This window comes from Pseudorhizobium tarimense (genome assembly GCF_022968135.1).
In the GTDB taxonomy this organism is placed as follows: domain Bacteria; phylum Pseudomonadota; class Alphaproteobacteria; order Rhizobiales; family Rhizobiaceae; genus Neorhizobium; species Neorhizobium tarimense.
In genome coordinates this window covers 1-25,229 of record NZ_JALJRA010000032.1, presented here as the reverse complement: position 1 = coordinate 25,229, position 25,229 = coordinate 1, and the positions used below count along the sequence as shown (strand labels likewise).

General features: G+C 59.2%; 24 protein-coding genes and 1 pseudogene. 9 read left to right on the top strand and 16 right to left on the bottom strand.

All coding sequences use genetic code 11. From position 1 onward, the window contains the following. The first annotated feature begins 1,110 nt into the window (after positions 1 to 1,110). The 4 genes from MUU54_RS23620 (at position 1,111) to MUU54_RS25155 (ending at position 5,079) form a co-directional block, all read left to right on the top strand. Positions 1,111 to 1,530 (top strand): TadE/TadG family type IV pilus assembly protein, encoded by a 420-nt coding sequence (locus MUU54_RS23620; RefSeq protein WP_247246391.1) that lies wholly within the window; start codon positions 1,111 to 1,113, stop codon positions 1,528 to 1,530. Beyond that, positions 1,527 to 2,753, top strand: a complete 1,227-nt coding sequence (locus MUU54_RS23615; protein WP_247246390.1) for a TadG family pilus assembly protein — start codon at positions 1,527 to 1,529, stop codon at positions 2,751 to 2,753. Before MUU54_RS23620 ends, MUU54_RS23615 begins: the two co-directional genes overlap by 4 nt. A gap of 421 nt (positions 2,754 to 3,174) precedes the next feature. Further along, positions 3,175 to 3,750, top strand: a complete 576-nt coding sequence (locus MUU54_RS23610; RefSeq protein WP_247246389.1) for a DUF2585 family protein — start codon at positions 3,175 to 3,177, stop codon at positions 3,748 to 3,750. A gap of 759 nt (positions 3,751 to 4,509) precedes the next feature. After that, entirely contained in the window at positions 4,510 to 5,079 is a 570-nt protein-coding gene (locus MUU54_RS25155; protein WP_354532490.1) for a glycosyltransferase, read from the top strand. A gap of 60 nt (positions 5,080 to 5,139) precedes the next feature. Here MUU54_RS25155 and MUU54_RS23600 read toward each other — a convergent pair whose 3' ends face one another. Continuing rightward, positions 5,140 to 6,114, bottom strand: coding sequence for a polyprenyl synthetase family protein (locus tag MUU54_RS23600; RefSeq protein WP_247246388.1), 975 nt, complete (start codon positions 6,112 to 6,114; stop codon positions 5,140 to 5,142). Positions 6,115 to 6,206: 92 nt separating this feature from the next. On the opposite strand from MUU54_RS23600, the gene fni reads away from it, so the two are divergent. The 4 genes from fni to MUU54_RS23580 all read left to right on the top strand — a co-directional run bounded on the left by fni (position 6,207) and on the right by MUU54_RS23580 (position 10,935). Beyond that, the gene (gene fni / locus MUU54_RS23595; protein WP_247246387.1) at positions 6,207 to 7,238 is read left to right on the top strand and encodes a type 2 isopentenyl-diphosphate Delta-isomerase; all 1,032 of its coding nucleotides are present in this window, start codon (positions 6,207 to 6,209) and stop codon (positions 7,236 to 7,238) included. Positions 7,239 to 7,373: 135 nt separating this feature from the next. Then, on the top strand, positions 7,374 to 8,525 hold the full coding sequence (crtY, locus tag MUU54_RS23590) for a lycopene beta-cyclase CrtY (protein WP_247246395.1): 1,152 nt from the start codon (positions 7,374 to 7,376) through the stop codon (positions 8,523 to 8,525). After that, positions 8,522 to 10,015, top strand: coding sequence for a phytoene desaturase (locus MUU54_RS23585; RefSeq protein WP_247246386.1), 1,494 nt, complete (start codon positions 8,522 to 8,524; stop codon positions 10,013 to 10,015). Before crtY ends, MUU54_RS23585 begins: the two co-directional genes overlap by 4 nt. Further along, positions 10,012 to 10,935: a phytoene/squalene synthase family protein gene (locus tag MUU54_RS23580; RefSeq protein WP_247246385.1), complete on the top strand. Its 924-nt coding sequence runs from the start codon at positions 10,012 to 10,014 to the stop codon at positions 10,933 to 10,935. The genes MUU54_RS23585 and MUU54_RS23580 overlap by 4 nt, the downstream gene beginning before the upstream one ends. On the opposite strand, the gene MUU54_RS23575 is transcribed toward MUU54_RS23580, so the two are convergent. From MUU54_RS23575 to MUU54_RS25145, 5 genes are all read right to left on the bottom strand, one after another. Next, positions 10,905 to 11,465 carry a sterol desaturase family protein gene (locus MUU54_RS23575; RefSeq protein ID WP_247246384.1) on the bottom strand — a complete coding sequence of 187 codons (561 nt, stop codon included), beginning with the start codon at positions 11,463 to 11,465 and terminating at the stop codon, positions 10,905 to 10,907. The genes MUU54_RS23580 and MUU54_RS23575 overlap by 31 nt on opposite strands. Positions 11,466 to 11,473: 8 nt before the next feature. After that, on the bottom strand, positions 11,474 to 12,457 hold the full coding sequence (locus MUU54_RS23570) for a fatty acid desaturase (protein ID WP_247246383.1): 984 nt from the start codon (positions 12,455 to 12,457) through the stop codon (positions 11,474 to 11,476). A gap of 42 nt (positions 12,458 to 12,499) precedes the next feature. Then, the gene (locus MUU54_RS23565) at positions 12,500 to 12,820 is read right to left on the bottom strand and encodes a hypothetical protein (protein ID WP_247246382.1); all 321 of its coding nucleotides are present in this window, start codon (positions 12,818 to 12,820) and stop codon (positions 12,500 to 12,502) included. Between the two features lie 287 nt (positions 12,821 to 13,107). Next, entirely contained in the window at positions 13,108 to 13,320 is a 213-nt protein-coding gene (locus tag MUU54_RS25150; protein WP_354532488.1) for an ATP-binding cassette domain-containing protein, read from the bottom strand. Further along, the gene (locus MUU54_RS25145; RefSeq protein WP_354532487.1) at positions 13,290 to 13,673 is read right to left on the bottom strand and encodes an ATP-binding cassette domain-containing protein; all 384 of its coding nucleotides are present in this window, start codon (positions 13,671 to 13,673) and stop codon (positions 13,290 to 13,292) included. The genes MUU54_RS25150 and MUU54_RS25145 overlap by 31 nt, the downstream gene beginning before the upstream one ends. A gap of 548 nt (positions 13,674 to 14,221) precedes the next feature. On the opposite strand from MUU54_RS25145, the gene MUU54_RS23560 reads away from it, so the two are divergent. Beyond that, positions 14,222 to 15,112 carry a LysR substrate-binding domain-containing protein gene (locus tag MUU54_RS23560; RefSeq protein WP_247246381.1) on the top strand — a complete coding sequence of 297 codons (891 nt, stop codon included), beginning with the start codon at positions 14,222 to 14,224 and terminating at the stop codon, positions 15,110 to 15,112. A gap of 62 nt (positions 15,113 to 15,174) precedes the next feature. On the opposite strand, the gene MUU54_RS23555 is transcribed toward MUU54_RS23560, so the two are convergent. From MUU54_RS23555 to MUU54_RS23510, 10 genes and pseudogenes are all read right to left on the bottom strand, one after another. Next, positions 15,175 to 16,011: an ABC transporter substrate-binding protein gene (locus tag MUU54_RS23555; RefSeq protein ID WP_247246380.1), complete on the bottom strand. Its 837-nt coding sequence runs from the start codon at positions 16,009 to 16,011 to the stop codon at positions 15,175 to 15,177. 28 nt (positions 16,012 to 16,039) lie between these two features. Further along, entirely contained in the window at positions 16,040 to 16,828 is a 789-nt protein-coding gene (locus MUU54_RS23550; RefSeq protein ID WP_281433450.1) for an amino acid ABC transporter ATP-binding protein, read from the bottom strand. Next, complete coding sequence (locus MUU54_RS23545) at positions 16,825 to 17,691, bottom strand: amino acid ABC transporter permease (RefSeq protein ID WP_376742265.1); 867 nt, start codon at positions 17,689 to 17,691, stop codon at positions 16,825 to 16,827. The genes MUU54_RS23550 and MUU54_RS23545 overlap by 4 nt, the downstream gene beginning before the upstream one ends. Continuing rightward, a complete protein-coding gene (argH, locus tag MUU54_RS23540; protein ID WP_247246379.1) occupies positions 17,688 to 19,103 on the bottom strand; it encodes an argininosuccinate lyase in 1,416 nt (471 codons plus the stop codon). Before argH ends, MUU54_RS23545 begins: the two co-directional genes overlap by 4 nt. Positions 19,104 to 19,400: 297 nt before the next feature. After that, positions 19,401 to 20,930 (bottom strand): siroheme synthase CysG, encoded by a 1,530-nt coding sequence (gene cysG, locus MUU54_RS23535; protein ID WP_247246378.1) that lies wholly within the window; start codon positions 20,928 to 20,930, stop codon positions 19,401 to 19,403. Positions 20,931 to 20,969: 39 nt separating this feature from the next. Beyond that, the gene (gene cynS / locus MUU54_RS23530) at positions 20,970 to 21,413 is read right to left on the bottom strand and encodes a cyanase (protein WP_247246377.1); all 444 of its coding nucleotides are present in this window, start codon (positions 21,411 to 21,413) and stop codon (positions 20,970 to 20,972) included. A gap of 248 nt (positions 21,414 to 21,661) precedes the next feature. After that, the gene (locus MUU54_RS23525; protein ID WP_247246376.1) at positions 21,662 to 23,395 is read right to left on the bottom strand and encodes a bifunctional protein-serine/threonine kinase/phosphatase; all 1,734 of its coding nucleotides are present in this window, start codon (positions 23,393 to 23,395) and stop codon (positions 21,662 to 21,664) included. Between the two features lie 60 nt (positions 23,396 to 23,455). Next, on the bottom strand, positions 23,456 to 24,301 hold the full coding sequence (locus MUU54_RS23520; protein WP_247246375.1) for a formate/nitrite transporter family protein: 846 nt from the start codon (positions 24,299 to 24,301) through the stop codon (positions 23,456 to 23,458). A gap of 32 nt (positions 24,302 to 24,333) precedes the next feature. Then, the gene (gene nirD / locus MUU54_RS23515; protein ID WP_247246374.1) at positions 24,334 to 24,687 is read right to left on the bottom strand and encodes a nitrite reductase small subunit NirD; all 354 of its coding nucleotides are present in this window, start codon (positions 24,685 to 24,687) and stop codon (positions 24,334 to 24,336) included. Then, positions 24,684 to 25,229: pseudogene (locus tag MUU54_RS23510) on the bottom strand (nitrite reductase large subunit); the annotation flags it as partial. The pseudogene MUU54_RS23510 and the gene nirD, both read right to left, overlap by 4 nt.

Sequence of the window (25,229 nt, the reverse complement as noted above, 5' to 3'; positions counted from 1 at the left end):
TCAACCCGCGCCAAACGGCGTAACAGAAACGGTCGAGACTCTAACTGCCGCTGGATGAAAGTTCAGTGGCAGGTCAACATCACCGGCCGATCAGCTTCGTGGTTCGCCAGGGAGCACTTATCGGATCCGGCAACCGCATGCTGATGACGAGCAGTGTCTGCTCGGGTCGAAGCTCGACAGAAGCAACCGTCTCAGCCGTAATGCCATCGAGGCTTCGGAGCCGTTCCGTGAAATTTCAAGCCCGCTCGCTCCCCGGACCGCCATCGAAGCTCACAGATGTAGGCTAGACCGTCAACGGGCACGTAGAGCAAGAACCGCTCCGGTAGTAAGGCAGAACCGGCTACTTTCAGCTCCGCCCCCTCGGGGTTCATATTGCGGATTGTGCAACTTATTTCCGAGTTCGAGACGCCTGTTATGATCGTCGCGCCTTTCAAGACGCGATGCCGATGCAGTCGAGGAGGCTTGGTTGCTTTACTCTCTTCCATTTCTCCGACATGCCTAAGAATTATTAATATTTCTTAACGCGTGCAGCGCGACGCGCCGACGCAGGGGGTTGCTTTTGTCCAGCTCAGCTCGCGGCAGCCTAAAGCGTCGACTGAGCCCGTTGGTCGACTGCTTCTCGCAATGCGCCACTCGGCGAATGACTCTTACGAAAGTGAGGTTGTCGAAGCTGATATCATCCGGATCGTGGAGCAGTCACACCTATCGGCGAAACGACCTACATAAAACCCAGGCTACCATGGCAATCTTCTGTAGATGGTAGTGCCGTTTTCGACCCACTGCGTCGAAAGACCGGAGATCGCGATCAACCCCGTCACGGGAACCGCGTTCCCGCCGATGCCCGCAACCCCTCATCGATTTGGTGTTGGATCATGCCGATCTGTCGCGCGGACATCGCTTTGAAGTTCACCGACACAGAAAGCTATCTTATATGGCGTCTGCCTTTCGGCCATTCTCCCGCTGAATTGACTGCTCCTAAAAGCCGTGGGTACATCACATGCCTTCTATTATCGTAACCAGGCCTTAACAGGCGAGAACATAAGTGGGTGATGAACTAGGCACAGGAGTGTTCTCTCGATGACCCTTTTCGCCCGAAGTAAGGATGGTCGCGTGAGCAAGAAGACCCGCAGCTTCCGGGTTGACCGCGAAGGAGCCTCAGGCATCGAGTTTGCATTAGTCACACCAGTGTTCCTATTGATTTTGATGGGCGTAGTAGATTTCGGCGCTCTGTTCTACGCGCAAAACTCTGCACAGAATGCTGCACGCCATGTTGCTCGGCAGATCGCTGTCAACAGGTTGGACATTGACTCTGCTGAGAAGGCCATTGAAGGCGATCTTGCACACTGGGTCGCGGGTGATAGTGCGCTTGCCATCAAGGAAACAAATCCAGGCTCGCCCTCGACGAACGAAATCACGGTTTCTATCACTTTCCCTGCGGCTGCGGGTACGCTCACGGGGTTCTTCGGTTCGCTCCTGAGCGACCGGCACGTTACCGGCTTTGCTACGATGCAACAGGAAAAACCACTTTGAGAAGCTTTGCCTTTAACCGAGACGGAAACGTTGCTATTTCCGCCGCGCTTTTGATGCCGGTGATGATCGGAATGGGCGCGCTCGCCATGGATGCATCGTATTTGTATACGAACAAGAATCAGTTGCAAATTGCAACCGACGGGGCGGCGCTTGGTGCAGCCGGGGCGTTGCAGGAAATCGCTCGCGCGAAGACGATGGCTATCAATCTAGCCAACAAGAACGTACCCGCTGACTACGGTACAGTTACATTGAGCAGCGACGTTGTCTTTGGCAAATATGATCCTGCCGACGCCACGTTTGTTCCATCCGAAAGCGAAATCAACGCCGTCAGCGTTGTTGCGCGCCGGAAGGCTCCGACGTTCTTTGGCAAGGTGTTCGACGTTGACACGGTCGACGTTGCCGCAGCATCGATTGCTGTAGGTTATGGCCCGAACGCTTGCGTTATCGCGTTAGCACCAAGCGGGCAAACGTTTACCTCTGGCGGAGGCGCGCGCGTGGACGTGCCTAACTGCAACATCTGGGTCAACTCATCGGATGAGAATGCACTTCACCAGAACGGATCTGGTTCCATCGCAGCGGCAGCGATCGGCGTGGTAGGAGGGTACAAGGCCGGCGGGAACTTCTCGCCGCTCCCGAACCGTGACCAGCGGCCGGTTGCGGACCCACTCCTTGGAGTGCCGGAACCCTCAGCTCCCTCTTCATGCACCTACACTAATCAAACGTTTTCTACCCCTATCACGATCAAGGGCGGATCCGTGCTTTGTGGGAGCATCTCGTTTGCGTCGCACATACTGTTTTCCGACGGTGTCATATATTTCAAGGATGCTGACGTCACTACAACCGCTGATGCACAGCTCACGAGCACAAATGCTATGATCTTCCTGGATGGCAAAAGCACGTGGGACTCCTCTGGCACCGGGTATGTTCAGCTGTCCGCGCCAGAGACAGGTCCGTATGCCGGCATTGCGATGTTTTCAGCGAGGAGCGCCAGCGTGACGACCTTCAAGCTGACAGGGGGGAAAGACTACTTCGTGAAGGGGACGCTGTATCTCCCAAAGGTAAACTTGCAGTTTTTTGGCAACAGCGAACTTTCCGTCAGCTCTAAGAATGGCTATGTGATCGCCTGGAGCATGAAGTTCCAGGGAGCCGCGCGTTTCGTGTTCGACTCTTGGGGCGGCTCCGTTCCTTCCGGATTGGGAACCGGCGCGTCACTGGTGTACTGAGGGGCGGCTGACGCCGCTCGAGGCCGGTAATCTCTCCGGGGGTACGGGTTGTTAGGTCAGTGCAGTCCATCAGCATCGCTTTTTTCGGAGAGGCAGCGATGGCGGTGGAATGGACGATCACGATCGAGGGGGAGAACGAGTTCGGTGACCCTGAAGGCCGTTCGTATCGACAAGAGTTTGCAACGTCTGTTTGGCGGCGGCATTGGCCTGTCGCTTGAGGAGGGCAAGACGATTGTGACGGCGCTGCAAAGCGCAGTCGTAGCCCATGGGACAGAGACCCATTCCCTCTTCCGTCGAGTCTGCCTGGATTGCCGGCGGCGGTCCCGGTAGTTTCACAGGGTTGGCTTCAGGGCATTGTAGCCTATCTCCACCGCTTGCTGAGGGCCAACGCGGTGTATCTTTCGAAACCAAAGGAGGGGAAGTGCCTGAAAAGTGGGGCTACGGTTCACAGACGCAACGTCATAGCGATCGCTATCTCTATCTTCCGTTTCTGATCGTTGCCGGTCAAATTGTTGTTCTGCTGCTCCTCGGTCGCTCCTGGTTTTGCACCTGCGGATTTGTTCGTCTGTGGCAGGGCGCTCTGGATCCGCGTCAAAATTCGCAACAACTCATGGATCACTACTCGCTTCTACACCTTGCGTTTGGGGCGGGGCTGTTCGTGTGGTTGAATGCAATCAGGCCGCATTGGCCCTTGGTCCGCCTCGCAACCTATGCGATTGCCAGCAGCGCCTTGTGGGAAATCGTCGAAAACCTGCCTTTGGTCATCCAACTCTTCGGTAACGACGGGAGCGGCCTGCACTATTCGGGCGACAGCATCGTCAATTCTCTTTCCGATACACTCTTCGTGTTGCTCGGTTTCCTGCTGGCCTCGCGCCTCTCCACTGGCTTGGCAGTTGCCGCCATACTCTTCTTGGAAGTTGCAACGTACTTGATGATCGGTGATGGCGTGGTCGCGGGTATCTTGCGAATAGCTGGATTGCGAACGGAAATAGCCTAGAGAGATCCTAACCTGTATCAGCCTTTAAGAAGAGGCTTTGTTGGCCACATCGAGTATTTCCAGAGGCTGGATATTCCATTGCACTTTGCGTTGATCTGCCCGCCGTTCAAGAGCCACCTCGCTGTGTTCGCGACACTCGGTCGAGAGCTCGCGCATCGGGGGCATCGGGTAAGCCTGCTCGTGAATGAGGGAACGGAGCAGGATCTCGACGTGGATTTTCATGTCCAAGCGGTCGAAGGAACGAACAAGCCTCTACTCGACAAGATCATTGCGCGCGCATCTAATCCGAGCGGCCCGTTCGGTATTCTTCGTACGGTACATGATGGCACTGTGCTGACAGATGCATTTTGCAGGCATGCACCTAAGCATCTGAAAGAGCTAGGCGCAGATGCGATCTTGGGTGACCAAATGGAGCCGGCGGCAGGGCTCATTGCGCGGCATCTCGATCTTCCGATGCTGTCTATCGCTTGCGCCTTGCCGGTGGAGCAGGATGAGGGCATACCGCTTCCGTTTCTTTCGTGGCCCTACGATCCAAGCGGAAAGGGCCTGCGGCGCAACAGGGGAGGCGAACGTGTCGCAAGGCTTCTTTTGACGGAGCAACGGCGGCTGCTCCGCCGATGGGCACGGAAAATGGGCTTGCACATTCCCATTGAAGATCTTCAAGCTTGCATATCCGAAACGGCGACAATAGCGCAAACGACGTCAGCGTTCGATTTCCCCCGGCTCAACAGCAGTCACCGCCTCTATCCGGTCGGGCCCTTGCGAAGCGATAACAGGGCCGAAGACCTTCCCTTCGCCGTGGATACAGACAAGCCTTTCATCTTCATGTCGCTCGGGACGCTTCAGGGGCATCGCTACCGGCTGTTTCGGGCGGCAGCGCTTGCCTGCCGGCAACTGGATGTGCAGTTGCTCGTCGCCCATTGCGGCGGCTTAAGCAAGCAGCAGGAATCCGCCTTGAGCGCCACCTGGGTGATGGGGTTCGCACCGCAAAGGGCGGTCCTTGAGCGTGCAGATTTGTGCATCACGCATGGGGGGCTCAACACGGTGATGGATGCACTCGAGTTCGCCACGCCGCTGCTGGTGCTGCCAATTGCCTTCGACCAGCCGGGGGTTTCGGCTCGGGTTGTGCATCACGATGTCGGTCTGCGCCTTTCGCCAAATTACGTGACTGCAGCGAAGATGAAAAAGGCAATCAGGACGCTTCTTGCGGATCAGGGCTATGTCGATCGGGCAAGGGAGGTTGGCCGGTCCATCGCCGCGGCAGGAGGTCTTCAGAAGGCCGTCAATATCATCGAAGCAGCAGTCGGACAGGCGCCAAATGGGGGGTAGCGGCAATGTGCCGTCACCGAGTGAATGCGCTCACCTCATCTTTGTCGGTCGCAGGCACCTTCAGAGTGGCACGCCCTTCCCGAACGCCATCTCGTGGATGGATTGCAGCATGAGGGCGATCGGTTCCTCCTCGACACCGCATCGCGCAAGTGCCGCATTCGCCGATTGAAGGTGACACAGGTAGGTGAGGCGCGTGGCGACCTCTCCTCTATCGGTGATCATCGTGCTCTTGCCGACATCTTTGCCGATGTCCTTGCCAATAGATCCGGGTCCAGCCGTTGCATCCAGAAGGTCGTCGAGGGCCTGAAACGCCGAACCGATGTGAAAAGCAAGTTCGGAAAGACCTGCAGCTTCCTCTTCGCAGCGGTCGCTGAGGATGGACGCCATCTCTGCCATCGCTGAAAAGAAGATGCCCGTCTTCAGCCAGTTCTTCTGCTCCACGCCCATCGACATTTCTGCCGCCTGGGTCAAATCAACCTCTTGGCCGGCTGCCAAGCCCGTATGGCCCACGGCTCGGCTTAGTACCGCTACAAGTTTTCCACGTGTGTCGCCCGGCACGCCGTCCAGCGAAGCAAGGATGTTCATGCCGCGCGTCAGCAAAGAGATTGCCGCAAGAATGGCAGTTGCCTGTCCAAATATCTTATGGGTCGTCGGCTTGTCGCGGCGCAGGTCCGCATCATCCATGCAGGGCAGGTCATCGAGGATCAAAGAGGCGGTGTGGACCATCTCCAAGGCGCACCCGATCTCAAGGGCAGCCTCTTCATAAACCCCTTTGGGCACGGTCAGTATGAAAAGAAGAGGCCGAAACCTTTTGCCGCCGCCAAGCAGGGCATGCTTCATTGCAGAAAGCAATTTCGGCGGTGTCTCTCCGCCATCCTCCAGCAGCGCCTCTAGCCGGTCTTCAACCTGTCTCAGCAGGGTCTGGATCCGCCGGAAGGCATCGTGCGAGGTCTTGTCCTGCATCCAGTTGATCTGCGGTGCAGGCTTCAACGTATCACCGCGAATGACAGAAAGTTGCGACAGTGTGCAGGACATCCAGCAAGCCTAACCTATATCGTAGTTCCATTGCCGGCTTGCCGGTGCTCAAAGTCATATCTGTGGCACGGCCAGCCGTATGAAAGAACCAAATGCTCGCCGAACGAAAAAAACAGCATCTTGATATTGTTCTGGGTGGTAGTTCCGTTTCCGGGCGCATCGGGACGGGATTTGAAGCGATACGGTTCGAGCATGTGGCGCTCCCAGAGATCGATATGGCTACAATCGATCTATCTACGGAATTTCTAGGCAAGCGGATCACAGCGCCGTTCCTCGTAAGTTCCATGACGGGCGGAGCCGAAAGAGCGCAGGACATCAATCACAATATCGCTATCGCTTGCGAGGGCTTAGGCATACCATTTGCTGTGGGGTCTCAGCGGGTCGCGATCGACACGAATAGTGATTGGGGAATGAACCTGGAGCTCCGGCGTATTGCTCCTTCTGTGCCCATCCTTGCCAATATCGGTGCTGCCCAATTGAACACGGGATACGGCCTTGACCAGGCGCGCAGCGCGGTCGAAATGATTGATGCAGACGCATTGATCATTCACCTCAACCCTCTGCAGGAAGCGGTTCAGCCGGAAGGAGATCGCAACTGGAGCGGTTTGACGGCGAAGATCGGCGCTCTTTGCGACACGCTTCACGTTCCGGTGGTCGTCAAGGAGGTGGGGAGCGGCATATCACCCGCCACAGCCGAGGCGCTTGCTGCCGCTGGCGTCAAGATCATCGATGTCGCCGGAGCAGGGGGAACCAGCTGGGCAGCAGTGGAAGCGCTGCGCGCCAGGACACCGGTCGAGGCCGCCGTCGCCTCCGCATTCGCCGACTGGGGTCAGCCGACGGCCGCCGCGATTGCAGCGCTGCGAAACGCTTGTCCTGACACCTTCATCATCGGCTCCGGTGGTATTCGGACAGGTGTTGATGCGGCGAAAGCCATCCGGCTCGGCGCCGATCTGGTTGGACAGGCCGCCTCCGTCCTAAAGTCCGCAACGTCTTCTCCAGAAGAAGTCGCGGAGCATTTTGAGATCATGTCGGCACAACTACGCGTAGCCTGCTTCTGCACCGGTTCATCAAGTTTGGCGGATCTGCGCGTCGCAAGACTGGAGGCCGTTCCGTTCGAGGGATGACCTATTCAGTCGCACCGACAGCTGCTGTAGCCTGTTCGCCCGTGCTTTCTTTGGCCCGGGAGCAGCGGGTTTCAGTCAACATCTTCGAGACTGGCAAGAGGAGGCGAGCTTTTGCCTGACGCAGAACCTCCTCTGGTGCTGGTTGGAGCCGGTCTTTCCAGTGCAATCATCGCGCAGAGACTGTGCCGCCTCCCTGTGCCGGGCAAGATCCTGATACTGGAAGCGACAACACAGCCCTTCGGCGAACATACGTGGTCGTTTCACCATGCGGATGTGGAGGCGGCCGACCTAGCCTGGCTTAAACCGCTGATCGCGCATGAGTGGAACAGCCAGTCCGTTCGCTTCCGTAGCCTTGAGCGCAATCTTGCCTCTGGTTACGGTTCGCTCACCTCGGCCTCCGTCGCAACGGCGATAGAACAACTTGTCACCGTCGAAATTCGCGCCAATAGCCCCGTCGCCTCGCTCTCCCCAGATCGCGTCACGCTGGCTGATGGAACGTTGCTGCAAACCGCCTGCGTGATCGATTGCCGCGGCTTTCGGCCGAGCTCAGCCATGGTGCTAGGCTACCAGAAGTTTGTGGGGCTTGAGGTGGAACTTGGGCAGCCTCACGGGCTGACCTGCCCCATGATCATGGACGCGACGGTCGATCAGCATGATGGCTACCGCTTTGTATATCTGCTGCCGTTTTCGCAGACACGGATACTGATCGAGGATACCCGATATTCAGATAATGCGGAGTTGGACGATGTAGTATTCGAGCAGGAGATTCTCGCTTACGCGTCCGCCCGACATTGGTCAGTCGAACGGATCGTCCGCACGGAACGCGGTGTGCTGCCGATAGCATTGGCACATGAGTTCGAGCGCTTCTGGTCAGAGCTGCCTCCCGATATCCCGCAGGCTGGCGTGCGCGCCGGGCTCTTCCATCCGACGACAGGTTACAGCCTGCCGGATGCCGTCCGTCTTGCCAATCTCATCGCCGATCGCTGGACAAGCAACAGCGGCGAGCTGGCCAAAGCCATTCGCCGATATGCCGCTGAACAACATCGGAAACAAAGGTTCTACCGGCTGCTTAACCGAATGCTGTTCCTGGCAGCAGAGCCAGATCGCCGTCATCTTGTGCTCGAGCGATTCTACAAGCTGCCGACGCCACTGATCGAGCGCTTCTACGCAGGGCGCACCAGCGCAGCCGATATCTTTCGCATTCTGATCGGGAAGCCTCCCGTACCCATCCATCGCGCACTTGCTTGCCTGCGCGAGGCGCCACTGTTGAGAAACGGAATCTCATGACCAAGCATCCCAGAACCGCGGCAGTCATAGGTGCCGGCTTCGGTGGACTGGCATTGGCGATACGCCTCCAGAGCGCCGGCATCCAGACCACCGTTTTCGAAAAGCGCGACAAGGCCGGGGGACGTGCCTATGTGTATACCGACGATGGCTTCACCTTCGACGCGGGTCCCACCGTTATAACGGATCCCGACTGTCTGGAGCAGCTTTGGGCGCTGTCGGGTCGCCGCCTGGCAGATTATGTCACGCTGCTGCCGGTGACACCGTTCTACCAACTGTGCTGGGAGCACGGATATCGCTTCGACTACGCCAATGATCAGGCGGAGATCGACCGGCAGATCGCCGAAAAGTCTCCGGACGATGTCGAGGGCTACCGTCGGTTCCTCAGCTATTCGGAAGATCTTTACCGGGAGGGCTACGAGAAACTGGGCACAGTTCCGTTCTTAAACTTCTGGTCGATGATCAAGGTGGCGCCGCAACTGATGCGGCTGGAAAGCTACCGCAGCGTTTATGCGAAGGTCAGCCAGTTCATCAAGGACGATCAGCTGCGCCAAGCCTTCAGCTTCCATTCGCTACTTGTCGGCGGCAATCCCTTCCGGACCTCCTCCATCTACGGGTTGATCCACGCCTTGGAGCGAAAGGGCGGGATCTGGTTTGCCAAGGGCGGTACCGGCGCTCTTATCGCCGGTATGGTCAGCCTGTTTGAGGATCTGGGGGGCAAGGTGCATCTGAATGCCGAGATTGACCAGATCGAAGCAGGGGATGACCGTGTCACGGGCCTCGTCCTGAAAGACGGCAGCCGGCACGCGTTCGACCAGATCGCCTCCAATGCCGATGTCGTTCACACCTACAAGCATATGCTGCGTGACACTCGCCGCGGCCAATCCAACGGCCGTGCGCTGGAGAAGAAGAGCTTCTCCATGTCGCTCTTCGTGGTCTATTTCGGGCTTAAGACCAGCCATCCTGAACTTAAGCACCACATGGTTCTGTTTGGTGCGCGCTATCGCGAACTGATCACCGAAATATTTGGCGCCAACGGCTTAGCAGAAGACTTTTCCCTCTACCTGCACGCCCCGTCCGTCACCGATGACAGCCTGGCGCCTCCTGGCTCCAGCGCCTATTATGTATTGTCGCCCGTGCCACATCTCGGCACGGCCGACATCGACTGGAATGTGGAAGGCCCGAAATATCGAGACCGGATCCTTAAATACCTAAACGACCATTACATCTCCGGCCTTCTGGACGACCTGGTGACGGTACGGCATTTCACGCCCTTTGACTTTCGTGACGAGCTTAATGCCCATCTGGGCTCTGCCTTTTCAGTCGAGCCGATCCTGACCCAGAGTGCCTGGTTCAGGCCCCATAACCGCGACGACCGGATTTCCAATCTCTACATCGTGGGTGCTGGCACCCATCCTGGCGCGGGCGTTCCCGGCGTGGTCGGATCTGCAAAGGCTACGGCAGGCTTGATGATGGGGGATGCTCAGGCATGAACGACGCCGTGATCGCCAACAGCGAAACCGCCATCGTTGAAGGGTCGCAGAGTTTCGCGGCGGCCGCACGTTTGTTCGACCAGCAGACCCGCCACGACGCTGTCATGCTTTACGCTTGGTGTCGCCACTGCGACGATGTCATCGACGGACAGACCCTCGGCCACGCGCAGCAGGAGGACTTCCGCGTCGGACAGCAGCAACGCCTTCATCTTCTCCGGCAGCAAACAGCGGCAGCCTTGCGAGGCGAGCACACGGACGATCCGATATTCGAAGCCCTTCGCAGGGTCGTAGAGAGACATCAGATTCCGGCGCGACATCCACAGGAGCTGCTGGCCGGGTTTGAGATGGACGTGAGCGACCGGCGCTACACCTCGATCTCCGAAACCTTGGATTACTGTTACCACGTTGCCGGCGTGGTGGGCGTGATGATGGCCATGATCATGGGGGTGCGGGATAAAGAGGTCCTCGACCGCGCTTCCGACCTAGGGCTGGCCTTCCAGCTAACGAACATTGCGCGGGACGTGGTGGATGATGCGCGAGCTGGGCGTGTCTACCTTCCGGGCGAGCTCCTCGCACGCCACGGTATCACCGTCGTGGATCCCGAAGACTTAGCCCAACGACCGGCGCTTCATGCCGCCGCACTGGAACTGCTCGACCTCGCCGAAACCTATTATGCGTCGGCCTATGCCGGTCTTGCGTCCCTGCAGGCCAGGTCTGCCTGGGCCATTGCCACCGCGCGCCGGGTTTATCGTGCGATCGGCGCAAAGCTAAGGGCGGGAGGGCCGGCAGCCTGGGATCAGAGAGTTTCGACCTCCAAGGCAGAAAAATCAGCACTGCTCGCTCTGGCTCTTGGCGATGTTGCACGAACACGGTTGGTCAAGCCTGCGGTTCAGCGAACCGGGTTGTGGCAGCGCCCCTGATCATTCTGCAGCCGGACGTTGCTATCCTCCTTTAACACTTCCAGGTCGATGCGACGCTTGTTCTTCTGAAGTTTCTTCACCAGCCTGTCGACCGGCTCGGCGTAAACGAAGCCGAACGAAACGCACCCCTCACGGCCTTCGACGGCATGATGCAGGCGGTGGGCCTGGTACACCCGCTTCAGATAGCCCTTGCGCGGGATGTACTTGAACGGCCAACGCTGATGGACCAGTCCGTCATGCATGAAGAAATACAGCACGCCATAGACGGAGATCCCGACGGCGATCCACCACAATGGCCAGAGCCAGTTTGAGCCAATCCAGAACAAGCCAACGGCGAAAACAGCGAAGATGACGGCGTAGAGATCGTTCTTCTCCAGCGTCTCGTCATGAGGCTCGTGATGCGACTTGTGCCAGCGCCATCCCCAGCCATGCATGATGTGCTCGTGCGACCAGGCGGCAAACCACTCCATGAAAACGACGGTGCCGATCACCAGCAGTGCCGGGACGAGGTAAGGGATCAGGCTTTCCATGCGTAACCTCAGCTTGCTTTGGCGCGGAGCGCGGCTTCCCGCTGCTCGGGCAGCCTCCACCACGGCACCCCGGGCCTATCATGATGTTCGTGATGATAGCCGAAGTGGAAGCAGGTCAGCAAAGACATGATAGGAGAAAAGTCGTTGCTGCGTGCCCTGTGGCGATCTGTGAATGGTTCCTCTTCGGCTCTATGTGGCAGAAAGGTTCCGAAGTAAAAGAGCTGGATCGACGAAAGGATCGCCGGAAGCGCCCAGAAGACCAGCATCGTGGGGAAGCGCTCGCGCAGGATGAGCAGATAAACGAGCACCGCGACGGTCAGTATCCCGAACTCGCGCCAGCCGAAATAACGCCGAAAGAAGGTCAAGTACCAGGGCCAGAACCGGGACGGGTGATCGGCATCGAAATCAGGGTCGTCGGCCGTACCGGGGTGGCGGTGATGGGCGTGGTGGCTTTCAAACAGCTTGTCGTATGAGAAGCCGGCATAGATGAAGACGCAGAACCGACCGATTGTCCTGTTGAGCCGTGGGTACTGCGGAGCAAGCGACCCATGCATGGTGTCATGGGCAACGATGAATAAACCGACGCTCAGCCAGCATTGCACGGCAATGACGACGGGCGCCAGAAAGATCCGCCCTGCCATGCTCCAGTCGACGAAGAAGATGCTGGCGAGGTGGACGCACAGCCAGGCGAGCAAGATCAGCGCGGCGAGAGCCAGGCTGACTGCCGTTTCGTGGCGGGAACTTGCATTGTCCTGTGTGAAAACGGCCATGCTGAAATCCCTTAAAGCCGCAGCCTTCGCTTCGAAATGGTAATTGCATACATGGTGCTGATGGCTGCCAATGCGAGTAGGAAACCGATTTTCCGGCAGCAGTTCAGGCAACGCTTCGCCTCGCCGGTCGAGCAGACAAGCACATGAATGTGGAGATTGTTTGGGCCTGTTGCTTGGTCGTAAGGTCGCTGCAACAGCCAGTGCCAGTCCAGAAGCCGCCATTGCCGCCGCATGCGTCCAGCAGCCACAACCCGAATTGGCTGATCACGTCGACGTAGAAGAGAGCCGCTGCGGTGAAAATCGACCTGCCTGGATCACGCCTTGCGCCACGAGAAACAGGAACTTGCCATACACGACCATCTCTGGTCCGTTTGGCACGATTGCGATGCGGTCGAGAATGCCAGAAAGTGTGGCTGCACTTTGCATGGCCGAGAACAAAAGAAGAGGATTTGCCACGGCCCCAGCGTAATGATCCACCGCCGCATTGGCACCCTTCGGTGGCCCGACGAAAGCTGTCTCCACCAAGCCCGGCGCTTCGCGTGAGGTCTGGCTTGCGATTGTGGTTGCGGTTGCGAACTTCGCCATCGTCTCTGTCAGCCGTGCCGACTGCGCCGGCGTCAGCCCGCCGATCAGGGGCTCGATTGTCGGGATTGTTCGCGAAAGTCAGTAGACGCAGGAAGAGCCTGTCGAGGCTTGGTCGCCGCCCATCTCCTGCAACATCGCCGTTTGCCCAACCGGAAGCATCTCTGAGAAGTCTACTATGAATTCAACCTGCCCAGCGAAAGCGGCATCCAGCAGGACCCTTGGCGGCCCCTGTGAAAAGAATCCCACTCTGTTGCAAAGGAGCTCGATCTGGTGGAGGTCATGGCTAATCAGTAAGACGCCATGCCGCGTATACCCATTTTTTTGATAAGGCGATGCAAGGCTTCGCGCGCATCGACATCCACGCCGACGGTCGGCTCGTCCAATATGAGCATAGCGGGACGATGGAGGATCGCTGCAACGATGTTGACGCGACGCTTCCAGCCTCCAGAAAGATGATCGACATGCTCGCTTAGCCGTCCGGTGAATGAGTAGCCTCGCAAGCTTCTTCGATAGCAAGGCGTGCTTCTTTCCTTGTGAGGCCTGACAAGCGGCCGAAGACCTCAAGGTTCTCGCGAATGGCCAAGTCCGGGTAAAGCGCAATTTCCTGAGGCGCGAGACGGATCGGTCGTGGTGCGCGCCTGTCTTCGCGTCCGGCCGCAAGGGCAATGCTTCCGGCGGTCGGAGCCAAGCGCCCGCAGATCGCTCGAAAAAGGCTGGTTTTTCCTGCGCCGTTAGGACCAAGTAGCCCAAAGATTTCCCCGCGCTCGATGCAAAGATTTACGCCGCGCAGAACCTCTCTGCTCACATATCGAGCAGACAAACCTTGGACTTCGAGCGCAGCAGGGCTTCGCATCATGACGCTCCAGTTCTATCCTTTGCAGCTCGCAGGAATAACCCAGTTTGGGCTTAAACAGATCATGATAACTATTTTGGCCCGAGCTGATGAAAGGATCACTTCGTTTTGGCCAGCAGTCCAGCGTCCTACCTTAGCAAGCGGCTTGTGAGCGACCTGCTTAGCACAGGCGATGTTATCGTCAGCTCTTCGCGGCGCCAATCCGGAGGCCTAGCACTGCCGCAGACACTTGTGCATCGCTGGCCTGCTATGATCATCAGCCTAGAAGTGAAGGCAACCGCGGATTCAGTATCCAAGCCGTCCGAAAAACGGTCCCGGCCGAACTCCGCCGGCGGGCGCGACGGGATTGCCGAACTGTCGGCGTGTCTTGTGCGGTGGCTTCCCGTTGGACTTGAGGTAAGACTCCAACTGCTCCTCGGTCGCCGGGATGTAGATGCGGTACATGTCAGCGCCGCGAAATCATCGCAGTATCGCTCCTTCCATTTGTCATCGCCTTGACTGACAAGGGCGTCGCAGATGAGAAATCGAGCAACTGAAAGCAGGCAAGCGTGAATTCACGAATACCGTCGACGGCGGGGCTACGGGTCCTTATCGCACTGGCCGAACGAGGGTCGACGGTTGCAGCAGCCGACGCTGTAAACCTGTCACAGAGTGCCGTGAGCAAGCAACTGGCCAAGCTTGAAGGCGCGGTCGGACAAAAGCTCTTCGTCCGACACCCCTCAGGACTGCAATTGAGCGAAGCAGGAGAGGTTTACGTCGAGCATGCCAAGATCGCGCTGAAGGCGCTCGAGGATGCGGCGCTTCGCGTTGCTCGCCTTTCGAGCGACCCGGACGTCTTGCGTCTTCACACCTTGCCGATACTCGGGGATCGATGGCTGCTGCCGAGATTCGCCCGATTTGCTGAACGTCATCCGCATGTGGATGTTCAGTTTACAAGCTTCGAGACACCCGGACAGGCCGAGCCCGATGCCGCGTTTCGCTACGGCGCGCCGCCGTGGCGCGGTCAACAGGCAGACTATCTCTTCGGCCGCGACGTCGCGCTCGTGGGTGCAGCCGAATACATCGACAGAGCGGGTGGACTAGATACTCTCGCCGACATTGGTCGCTTCACGCTTCTTGAACATCCGCAAACGCCGAATTGCTGGAAGAACCTCCGCGATTCGCTGGAGTTACCGGAAGATGCTCCCGAGCCTCGTCACTACGTTCGCTTCGGCTTCTATACGCTCGTAATCCGTGCAGCGATCGCAGGTCAGGGGCTGGCGCTCATCCCTCGGGAACTGATCGTTCAAGAACTGGCGGCCGGTGAGCTCGTCAATCCACGAGGCCTCGGCTTCCAAAGTCCCAACTGCTACTGGTTTACTCGGCCGGCAGATCGGCCCCCCCGTCGCGCCCTCAACCTGTTCCATGACTGGTTGATGGAAGAAATTGACCGGGACTGAAAGAGATCGAGGGGCCAAACCAGCCGGAGCTTGGCGCCGCGGCTGGTGTGGCCCGATCAGACTTACTCGCCCTTGTTGAGAGCGATTGCCTCAATCTCATTACCGGCCAAGCCGTACTCGGTGAAGATCTCAGAATAGCGGCCGCTCTCCTTCAGTCTCTCGAGCGCGCCTTGTACGGCGTCGCGAATCTGATTTCCTTCTTCCGTCTTCAGGAAAGGGATGCCGGCGAGAGAGCGTGTGAAAGGTTTTCCGAGCAACACATAGGTGTCCGGCTCGAGCTTCTGGAAGTAGGGGAGGGTTTCGCTTCCCTGCACTGCAGCGTCGAGTCGCTGACTCTTCAGCTGGGTGCGCGCATCGACAGATCCTTCGGTGCCGATGACTTCGATTGCCGCAAGACCCTTTGCTTCGCAGTTCTCCTTGCTCCACTCGCCGATTTGCTTCGGCCAGTTGGTGTTGCGTGAGGCACCGACGCGTTTGCCGCAGAGGTCTGCAGGACTGGCGACGCCTTCCGACAGCGCCTTCAACGTATAGAACTGCGCGCCGGAGACCATGTAGTCGACGAAGTCAACGGTTTCCCGGCGGGACGGAAGGTCGGACATGCCGGCCATTGCCATGTCGACGCGGCCAGTCTGCAGAGAGGGCAGCATCTGGACGAATTCAGTCTCCTGCCACTCGATCTTGACTCCGAGTTCTTCGGCGATGGCTTCGCCAAGGGCGATGTCGAGCCCCTGAAGCGTGTTCGTCGCGGGATCCTTGTAGACGATCGGCGCGTAGTTGGGGTTCGTTGCGGCAACGATAGTGCCTGCGTCACGAATGCGCTGAGGCAATTCCTGAGCGCCTGCGGAGGAGGCCAGGGCCGCAAGCGACGCACCGGCAATAAGAAGTGTTCTCAATGACATTGCAGTTCCTCTCTTTTATCTGCCGTGACTAGGACAGCACGGCGGCTATGAAGTCTCTTGTCCGTTGTTCCGACGGTTCTCCCAGAACCTGTTGAGGGGTGCCGGTTTCGACGATCCACCCGCGATCCATGAAGATGACGCGGTCGGCGACCTCTCTCGCAAAGGTGAGCTCATGGGTCACGACGATCATGGTCATGCCACTGGCGGCAAGGTCGCGCATGACTGTCAGCACCTCGCCCACAAGTTCGGGATCAAGCGCAGAGGTCGGCTCGTCGAACAGCATCAGCTTCGGCTTCATGGCAAGCGCGCGGGCGATCGCCACGCGCTGCTGCTGCCCGCCGGAAAGCTGAGCAGGATAGGCATTGTGCTTGTCTGACAGCCCCACCCTGGACAGTAGTGCCAAGGCCTCTTTGCGCACCTCTTGCCGGGGCCGCTTCAGGACCGTGACAGGCCCTTCCATGACATTCTGTAACGCGGTCATGTGGTTGAACAGGTTGAAACGCTGGAAGACCATCCCGCAGGCGAGACGCTGGCGCGCAACGGCGCGGTCGTCCAGTTCGTAGAGCGTGTCTCCATCCTGACGATAGCCAACCAGCTCCCCGTCGATCCAGATCGCCCCACGATCAAAGTGCTCGATCTGATTGAGGCAACGAAGGAGGGTCGACTTTCCCGACCCAGATGGGCCGATGATGCAGAGAACCTCGCCGCGTGTAACATCCAGATCGATGGCATCAAGTGCCTTGAGGCTGCCGAATGTCTTCGTGACCTTGCGTGCGGACAGCAACGTTTGCGCAGGCTCCATGGGATCCGTGATCATTGGCCGCGCCCTCTGTTGGCCTGGCCTCGCGAGAACCTGCGCTCCAGGAAGTGTTGTCCGAACGACATGAGCGAGACCACGGCGATGTACCAAATCGCCGCAACGATCAGGAGTTCGATGACGCGGCCATTGGCGAAGTAGATGGTCTGCGCGTTGCGCAGGATCTCGGAGAACTGGATCACCGACGCCAGCGAGGTCAACTTGACCATGCTGATGAATTCATTGCCTACCGGCGGGATGATGACACGCATGGCCTGCGGCAAGACGATGCGCCGCATGATCGTGGGCCGCGTCATGCCGATCGACTGGGCCGCTTCCGTCTGGCCCTGGTCCACCGATAGGATTCCTGCACGAACGACTTCGGCGGTATAGGCGCCTTGATTGATGCCGAGGCCCAGGAGGGTTGCCATGAAGGGCGTGATGACGTCGACGGTGCGGAAGTCGAACAGGCCGGGAATGCCGAGGGTCGGAAACACCAGCGCCAGGTTAAACCAGAGCAGAAGCTGCAGGATCAGAGGCGTGCCACGGAAGAACCAGATGTATCCTTTGGCGGAATAGTGAAGCACCGGGTTCGGTGACATGACCATGACTGCGAATAGGACGCCGAGGCTGATCCCAAGTGCCATGGCGGCGATCGCCATGATGACCGTGTTAACGAGCCCGAAAAGGATGGCTGGTGCGGTCAGGAACTGCGCGACAATGGGCCATTCGATCTGCCCAAGCGCGAAGGCACGGACGATGCCGGCGAGCGCAAGAACAATGAGGGCCGTCGCCAGCCAGCGCCCGTAGTGACGGCGCGACCTTATGGTGTAGGTGGTCGGATCCGGCATCGTCGGAGTGGCGGCGCCTGCGGCAGGCGTCATAGAGTATCCTCCTCTGCCCAGGCGCGAAGTGGTGCCAGCGTCAGGCTGAGGCGACCGATCTGTCGTTCGACGGCCGCCGGGCTCGTGCCGCCTAGCGCCGAGCGCGCGGCAAGGGCGGCGTCCAGTGATATATGCTCAATGATCGATGGCTCCAGCGCCGGATCGATTTTGGCCAGCATGTCGGGCGTGAGATCTTCCAGCATAATGCCGTGATCCTCGCAATAGCGGACAGCTCTCCCGGTGATTTCATGGGCATGGGAGAAGGGGACGCCGCGTAGCGCAAGCCAGTCCGCCATTTCTGTCGCGAGCGTAAATCCCTGGGTCGCCGCGGACCGCATCCGATCTGCGTCGAAGCGTAGCGTCCTGACGAGACCACTCATTGCAGGGAGCGCCATGTGCAGGGTGTCCACGGCTTCGAATGCCGCCTTCTTGTCTTCGATTAGGTCACGATTGTAGGCGAAGGGGAGGCCTTTGAGGGTGGCCATGATGCTGGAAAGGCAGCCGATCAGCCTGGCGCTGCGCCCCCTAGTCAGCTCCGCAATGTCGGGGTTCTTCTTTTGCGGCATGATCGACGAGCCAGTCGAGAAGGCGTCATCCAGCTTCGCCCATGCAAAGGATTGCGAACACCACAGGATGATCTCTTCGGACAGACGGGAGAGGTCGACACCGATCATCGCCGTGACGAACAGGAATTCGGCAACGTGGTCACGGCTTCCCACCGCGTCGATCGAGTTTTCAAAAGAGCCCTCGTATCCGAGCTCCCGCGCCGTTTCTTGCGGGTGACGCGCAATCGCACTTCCGGCCAGCGCGGCAGCTCCAAGCGGAGAGCGAGCGCTACGGCGATGCCAATCCCTTAGTCGATCGATATCACGGGAGAACGCCTGGGCATGCGCCATCAACTGATGTCCGAAGACAATAGGCTGCGCCGCCTGAAGATGAGTGAAACCCGGAGCCGGGCTGTTCAGGTGCGACGATGCCTGATCGATCAGGGCGTCGATCAGCGCAAGAAGCTCCTGCGAAACAGCCTTCGCCTCCTCCCGCAGATATAGCTTGAGGTCGTTCGCGGCCTGGTCATTGCGCGAGCGGCCCGCACGAAGTTTGCCTCCCACGTCCCCAAGGCGTTCGATCAGGTGACGTTCAATGAAGGTATGGATGTCTTCGTCGCTGGCGGCTGGTTCGAGCTCCCCGCTTGCCGACTCCGCGGCAATCGCGTCGAGTGTCGTGAGGATATCGAAGCACTCCTCATCAGTGAGAATACCGGCCCGCACCAGCTCGCGAGCATGGGCGCGCGACCCCGCCACGTCGAAAGAGACAAGGCGAAGGTGGCTCGCATCCGAGCGTGAATATCGGGTCAGCGAGGGGTCAGGCTGCGCCCGGAAACGACCACCCCACAGGGCCTTGCTCTGGTTCATGACAACTCTCCGCATTCCATTCGTCATAGTCGCCTCGGTAAGCGGCCCAGCAAAATGAAAAGAATTCCAGCACGTATTCCATTTTGGAAGAGGGGGCATGTGTATGCCCTTCGTCCCTAAAGGCCGCTGCGCTCCAATTCACACCGCGGAGATTGAAGTTAAGGAATGGCCTAGCGCCCTGGATATTGATCCGGAGCTCTGGCATCCCCTCTAGCGATGCTAGACGCACGTTTCAGTTAGCGTGACGCAAGATGGTAAATGTGAGTTCGCTTATATGGCGGAGGCTTTTGTGCCAAGCTACGACAAGTTCGACGCTAAACGCTTCGTCGTATCGGCTGCCGCTCGTAGGTCAAATGGTGTACCTGGATGCTCGCCTGCGACCGCTACAGCTCTGAACACCTGACCGATGCCAACTAGCACCGGATCCTCAAAGCCGATCTCAGCGATGCCGATATGAAGTTCTTCCACGCTGCCGCGCCATCGGCGTTCCCCGGCTCGGGAAACCGAGCTCACTATGACGGCCGGGGTAGCAGGATCCATGCCCCGGTATAGCAGTCGCTCCCGGATTTCTCCTGCCGTCCGTCCACCCATGTAGAAGACGGTGGTCGTTGCAGCATCCGCGAGCGCCTTCCAGTCAAGCGTGTCCGGAAGGCGACCATCGCGGGCATGACCGGTGACAAACCGCACGGCCTGGGCGTGATCCCGGTGCGTCAGGGAAACCCCGAGTCGCGACGCCATGGCGCTGGCAGCGGTGATTCCGGGTACCACCTGCGATGCGATACCATGCCTAGCGAGAACCGCCAGTTCCTCGCCGGCACGACCGAAAATCGCCGGATCGCCAGACTTCAGCCGCACGACATTCTTTCCCGCCTTGGCAAGGTCGATCATCATCTGGTTGATTTCGTCTTGGCGGCAGCTTTCGCGCCCGCCACGCTTGCCCACGAGGAGTCGTTTTGCCTCGCGGCGCGCAAGTTCCAGAACCTCATCCGAGACCAGATCATCGAAGAGGATGACGTCGGCGGCCTGAAGAGCCCTGACGGCCTTCAGCGTCAGGTATTCTGCATCGCCTGGGCCGGCACCGACCAGGGTTACGCGGCCAGTGGCCGGTCTGGCTCCCGCTGTTGCCGCCAATGCGACCAGCCGCTCGGCAGCTGCTACGTCCGGATCATCGTTTTGGGCAAGCGCTTCATCAACAAAGTCCTCCCAGAACTTGCGTCGCGCCAAACCCGACAGCTGCGAATTGATGCTTTCACGAATTGACTGTGCCAGTCTACTCCATGCCTTGAGCGAGGGCGGAAGCAAGGTCTCGATACAGCGTCGAATTGCCTGGGCGAGGATCGGTGCGGCGCCATCCGTCGAGACGGCCACCACCACCGGCGATCGATTGACGATCGAGCCGAACTGGAACTGGCAGAGGGCCGGCTTGTCGATCACGTTGACGGGTACGCCTGCGGCGCGAGCGGCACAGAAGAAGGCTTGCGCCTCCGCTTCCTCGTCGCAATCCGCGATTGCAATGGCGGCGCCGGCGAAGATGTCGATGCCCCAGCACCTGTCGTGATGAACATAGCCCCCGCCGGGCTCAGGCTCCGCGTCCTGTTCAAGCAGGCGCCGGAACGTGTCCGAGACCGCCTCCTGTGGTGCAAAGACGTGAACCTCGGCGCCGCAGGCATGCAGCAGCTCGCTCTTCCAGGCCGCGGCGTCGGAACCGCCCGCCATGACCACCCGCTTGCCCATCAGGTCCCAGAAGACCGGAAGCTTGGCGAGAGCCTCAATCCTCGCCGCTTTCCGGTCGGCAACGCGTCGCTCGCGCAGGTCAGGATCAGTCATTGTTGTGCTCCCTTCGATCGACCTTCGCCGGCGCTTCTCTCACCAGGCGTTATAGGAGAGGAACTTGCCACTCATCTTGATCTCGATGCGATCGCCCTTCGGGTACGGGATCTTCTCGACGCTCATGTCGAAATCGATGGCGCTCATGATGCCGTCGCCACCCTTTTCCTGGATCAGTTCCTTGAGTGTCTGACCGTAGACGCCGATGATCTCGTAGAAGCGGTAGATGCAAGGGTCCGTCGGCACGGCCTGAGGAAACATCTTGGTGGGGAATTCCGAAAGCACGACCGCCGCCTCCTGCGGCAGCCCAAGATTGAGCGCAAGTGCCTCTGCCTTCTCCCGGGGCAAGGAGTTCATCCCAAGGCATGCGGAGGTGACGAAGACTTCGCTCATACCGATGTCTTCGGCGATCTTGGCCCAGCTGAGGCCGCCCGAGCGTTTGCGCTCATAGATCAGGTCGGTGACTTCCTGCTTGCTCAACACGTCTCAATTCTCCTCAGTTGATCCGCCAAACGAAAAAACGCCGTGTCTTCACCCTACGCCCGAAGGCGGGGTGAGCTCACAGCGTCGATGCTGATGCCTGTTACGTGGCTTGGGACCGTCTGCGCCGTTGCAGACAATCCGGTGGACGGGCGGCAGATCTGCGCACCCCTTCCGGAAAGGATAGTGGCAAATCTCTACCCAATGCACAAGATTTAATAGTTGGCAAACGTGCGCCTATAAAATAAGCATTAGAGCTTGCTCATCTGCCAAAGCAGCAACAGAATGACGATGCTGAGAAAGAGCGACAGAGCCTGCCAGAAGAGGAGCGGGTTGCGCTCTGCGAGCGGCATTTGCCTTCGCCCGTCGTATTCGGATCGAGGATGCGAGAGGTCGTGAACGAATTCGGAAATCGCGTCATACCGATGCGCCGGATCAGGATGGACAGCCCTTCTGATTGCAGCCTCCACCCAACCCGGCACGTCAGGGCGAAGATCACCCATGCTCCGAAACCTCAGCCTTGCCTGCTGACGGGGGCTGTTCGTACGCGCGACGGCTGCGCCATATGGCAGACGTCCGGTGAGGAGCTGATAGGTGATAACGCCAAGCGAGAAGAGGTCAGAGCGCTCGCTGCCGCGTTCGCCGAGGAAATATTCGGGTGCCGTGTACTGGAAGGTGCCCAGAATGTCTGGCGCCATGGTTTCCAGTACCGCCTCCACCACGCCGGCGACCCGTGCGGAGCCGAAGTCGATGAGCTTCACCGTCCCGCTACCGTCGATCAGGATATTGTCCGGCCGCAGGTCCTGATGGAGGATCTCCTTACGGTGAAGGGCCTGCAGACCGGCCGCGATCTGTCCAACGACGTCTCGACATGTAGCCAACTCCAGACGCTGCCGGTCGCGCATCCACTGCGAGAGCGACTGGCCATCGACGTACTCGGTGACGAGGTAGAGCGAGCGGCGGGGCGCAGGGGTGGGCCGCGCGCTCAGCACATGGGCGCTAGACACGCGCCGCATCACCCACTCTTCCATCGCAAAGCGGCGCAGGTAGGCCTGATCATCGCGCATATCGACCGACGGAAACTTCAGCGCCACAGGCCTGTCGCTGCCGTCAGCGCTCGCCAGGAAGACGTGGCTGCGGCTGCTGGCGTGGATCTGCCGACGGATGTGGAAACCCTCGAACTGTCCCGGTACCTGCGGCAGCGGCGCCGGGGGCAAGGGCTCCGAGCCGTCGGCAGCGAGATCGCCTGGATGTTCCCCAACCCCGTCCACTCGAACAATCTGGACCGTCAGATTGTCTGTGCTGCCTGCCTCCAGAGCTTGGAGAGCAATGGCTTCCGCCGCAGCATCAAGGGACGCCGCCGCCTTGATGAGACGGATCATGTCCCGAGGCGGGACGTGATCGTGGACGCCGTCGGTGGTCAGTACGAAAACCTCTCCGGATTGCGTGCCTAACTGCCGATAGTCGATCTCGACCGAGGGCATTAGCCTCAGCGCCCGAACAAGATGGCTATCCGTTCTTGCGGATCGAAGGCGGTGGTCGGCCGTCAGCGGCTCGATGTCCGCTCCGACAATCCTGGAGATCCGACTGTCCCCGATGTGAAACAGATGTGTGGTTGACCCCTTGAAAACGAGGGCGGAAAAGGTCGTAACATGGGCAAGGTCGCGTTCTTCGACATGTCGGCTTTGGGTATATAGCCAGGAGTTGGTGGCACCAATCACGCGACTGGCCGCCGTCTTCACCGTCCAGGCGTCGGAAGTGCAGTAGTAGTCCGTAAGGAAGCTTTTCACGGCCGTCTCTGCAGCGACGTGTCCGACCGGGCTGGAGGAGATGCCATCGGCGATGGCACAGGCAATCCCCTTCATTGCCAAGGTCGTGCCTTGTGGAACGACGGCTCCGTAGAAATCCTGGTTCTCTGCCTTGCGGCCAGCGGAGGAGTATTGTCCGAGGCTCACCCGAAGGCCGGCCTCGAGTATCTGCAGCATGGCATCTCCCTAGCCCGAGGCCCGGTTGGCTTGACCGGGCCTGGGAGTGTAGCGGGCGCCTTATTCGGCGGCGACAAGCCGAGCTGCAGGCTGCTCGGAAGGCTTGCGGCTTGGCGAGGTCCTGTAGTGCGTAGCGTAGATCATTGCGCCAACAAAGGTCAGACCACCAACGAGATTGCCGACAACGGTCGGGATCTCGTTCCACAGGAAGTAATCCATCCATGTGAACTGCCCACCCAGCATGATGCCGGAGGGGAACAGGAACATGTTGACGATGGAGTGTTCAAAGCCGAGGTAGAAGAAGACGAGGATCGGCATCCACATGGCGATGACCTTGCCGGACACCGATGTCGACATCATGGCCGCGATGACGCCGGTGGAAACCATCCAGTTGCACATCACGGCTCTGATGAAGAGCGTCAGCATTCCTGATGCACCCGCTGCGGCATAGCCAAGAGTGCGCGCCTCACCGATGGTGCCGATCTTCTGCCCCACCGCATCCGGCGCATGGGTAAAGCCGGTGGTAAAGATGATCGCCATGAACACGGCCGTCGTCATCGCCCCGGCAAAGTTGCCGATGAAGACGAGGCCCCAATTGCGCAGGATGCCGCCGACCGTGACCCCTGGCCGTCGGGCAATGAGCGCGAGCGGCGCCAGCGTAAAGACGCCGGTGAGAAGATCAAACCCCATCAGGTAGAGCATGCAGAAACCAACCGGAAACAGCAGTGCGCCGATCAGCGGGTTGCCCGTGTTGACGGTGACCGTCACCGCGAACGCCGCCGCCAGTGCGAGGATTGCTCCCGCCATATAGGCGCGGATCAAAGTATCCTTGGTGGACATGAATATCTTGGATTCGCCGGCATCGATCATTTTAGTGGCGAATTCCTGTGGTGCTACGTAGGACATGGCATTTCCCTTTCGCGGTGGGCAGGAACGGCTCAACAAGCCGCAGTGGTTGGCATTAAGTCGAGGTAGATGCTGCGACCTTCGACCCGTACGGGGAAGGTTGCAGACCTTCCATAGTCGGCACCTTGGGCTTCCCCTGTTTCAAGCGAAATCACCCAGTTGTGGAGCGGGCAGGTGACGCAGGCGTCGTGCACGATCCCTTCACTGAGCGGCCCGTTCTTGTGCGGGCATCTGTCTTCGATGGCGAAGATGCGGTCATCTGCGGTCCGAAAGACCGCGATGCGTGTTTGGCCCTTCTGAACCCGGCGGGAGCCCTGGCGCGGGATGTCGTCGATCGTTCCCACCAGAACCCAGACGACATCCATTTGGATGGAATGCGCATTCATTCTGCTGCCTCCTTCTGAACCACTGCCAAGGGCTGGAATTCGTGCTTGTCCTTGCCGGACACCCGCTCCGACCACGGATCGACCTGGGCGAATTTCTGGGAGAAGACGAAGCGATCGAAATAGCTGCGGCGCTTTTGCGCATCGTCCATGATCTGCCGGCGGACCTCGTCCAGCCCGATGCGCTTCGCCCATTTGTAGATGCGCTCGAGATAGCGGCCCTGTTCGCGATACATCTGGGTGAGCGCAACGATGTGCTCCAGCGCCTCGTCCTCGGTCTTAACCAGTCCGAGAACCTCGGTCCCCTTGATGTCGAGGCCGGCCGCTCCGGCGAAGTGGATCTCGTAGCCGGAGTCCACGCAGATCACGCCGACGTCTTTGCAGGTGGCCTCTGCGCAGTTGCGCGGACAGCCGGATACCGCCATCTTGACCTTGGCCGGGGTCCATGAGCCCCACATGAATTTCTCAATCCGGATCCCAAGCCCGGTCGAATCCTGGGTGCCGAAGCGGCACCAGTCGGTGCCGACGCAGGTCTTCACTGTCCT

Coding starts and splice junctions, on each gene's coding strand:
- MUU54_RS23600 (WP_247246388.1), bottom strand. CDS start 6,114: ATGTCCTGCACACTGTCGCAACTTTCTGTCATTCGCGGTGATACGTTG.
- fni (WP_247246387.1), top strand. CDS start 6,207: ATGCTCGCCGAACGAAAAAAACAGCATCTTGATATTGTTCTGGGTGGT.
- MUU54_RS23585 (WP_247246386.1), top strand. CDS start 8,522: ATGACCAAGCATCCCAGAACCGCGGCAGTCATAGGTGCCGGCTTCGGT.
- MUU54_RS23580 (WP_247246385.1), top strand. CDS start 10,012: ATGAACGACGCCGTGATCGCCAACAGCGAAACCGCCATCGTTGAAGGG.
- MUU54_RS23575 (WP_247246384.1), bottom strand. CDS start 11,465: ATGGAAAGCCTGATCCCTTACCTCGTCCCGGCACTGCTGGTGATCGGC.
- MUU54_RS23570 (WP_247246383.1), bottom strand. CDS start 12,457: ATGGCGGCTTCTGGACTGGCACTGGCTGTTGCAGCGACCTTACGACCA.
- MUU54_RS23565 (WP_247246382.1), bottom strand. CDS start 12,820: ATGGCGAAGTTCGCAACCGCAACCACAATCGCAAGCCAGACCTCACGC.
- MUU54_RS25145 (WP_354532487.1), bottom strand. CDS start 13,673: ATGCGAAGCCCTGCTGCGCTCGAAGTCCAAGGTTTGTCTGCTCGATAT.
- MUU54_RS23555 (WP_247246380.1), bottom strand. CDS start 16,011: ATGTCATTGAGAACACTTCTTATTGCCGGTGCGTCGCTTGCGGCCCTG.
- MUU54_RS23550 (WP_281433450.1), bottom strand. CDS start 16,828: ATGATCACGGATCCCATGGAGCCTGCGCAAACGTTGCTGTCCGCACGC.
- MUU54_RS23545 (WP_376742265.1), bottom strand. CDS start 17,691: ATGACGCCTGCCGCAGGCGCCGCCACTCCGACGATGCCGGATCCGACC.
- argH (WP_247246379.1), bottom strand. CDS start 19,103: ATGAACCAGAGCAAGGCCCTGTGGGGTGGTCGTTTCCGGGCGCAGCCT.
- cysG (WP_247246378.1), bottom strand. CDS start 20,930: ATGACTGATCCTGACCTGCGCGAGCGACGCGTTGCCGACCGGAAAGCG.
- MUU54_RS23525 (WP_247246376.1), bottom strand. CDS start 23,395: ATGCTGCAGATACTCGAGGCCGGCCTTCGGGTGAGCCTCGGACAATAC.
- MUU54_RS23520 (WP_247246375.1), bottom strand. CDS start 24,301: ATGTCCTACGTAGCACCACAGGAATTCGCCACTAAAATGATCGATGCC.
- nirD (WP_247246374.1), bottom strand. CDS start 24,687: ATGAATGCGCATTCCATCCAAATGGATGTCGTCTGGGTTCTGGTGGGA.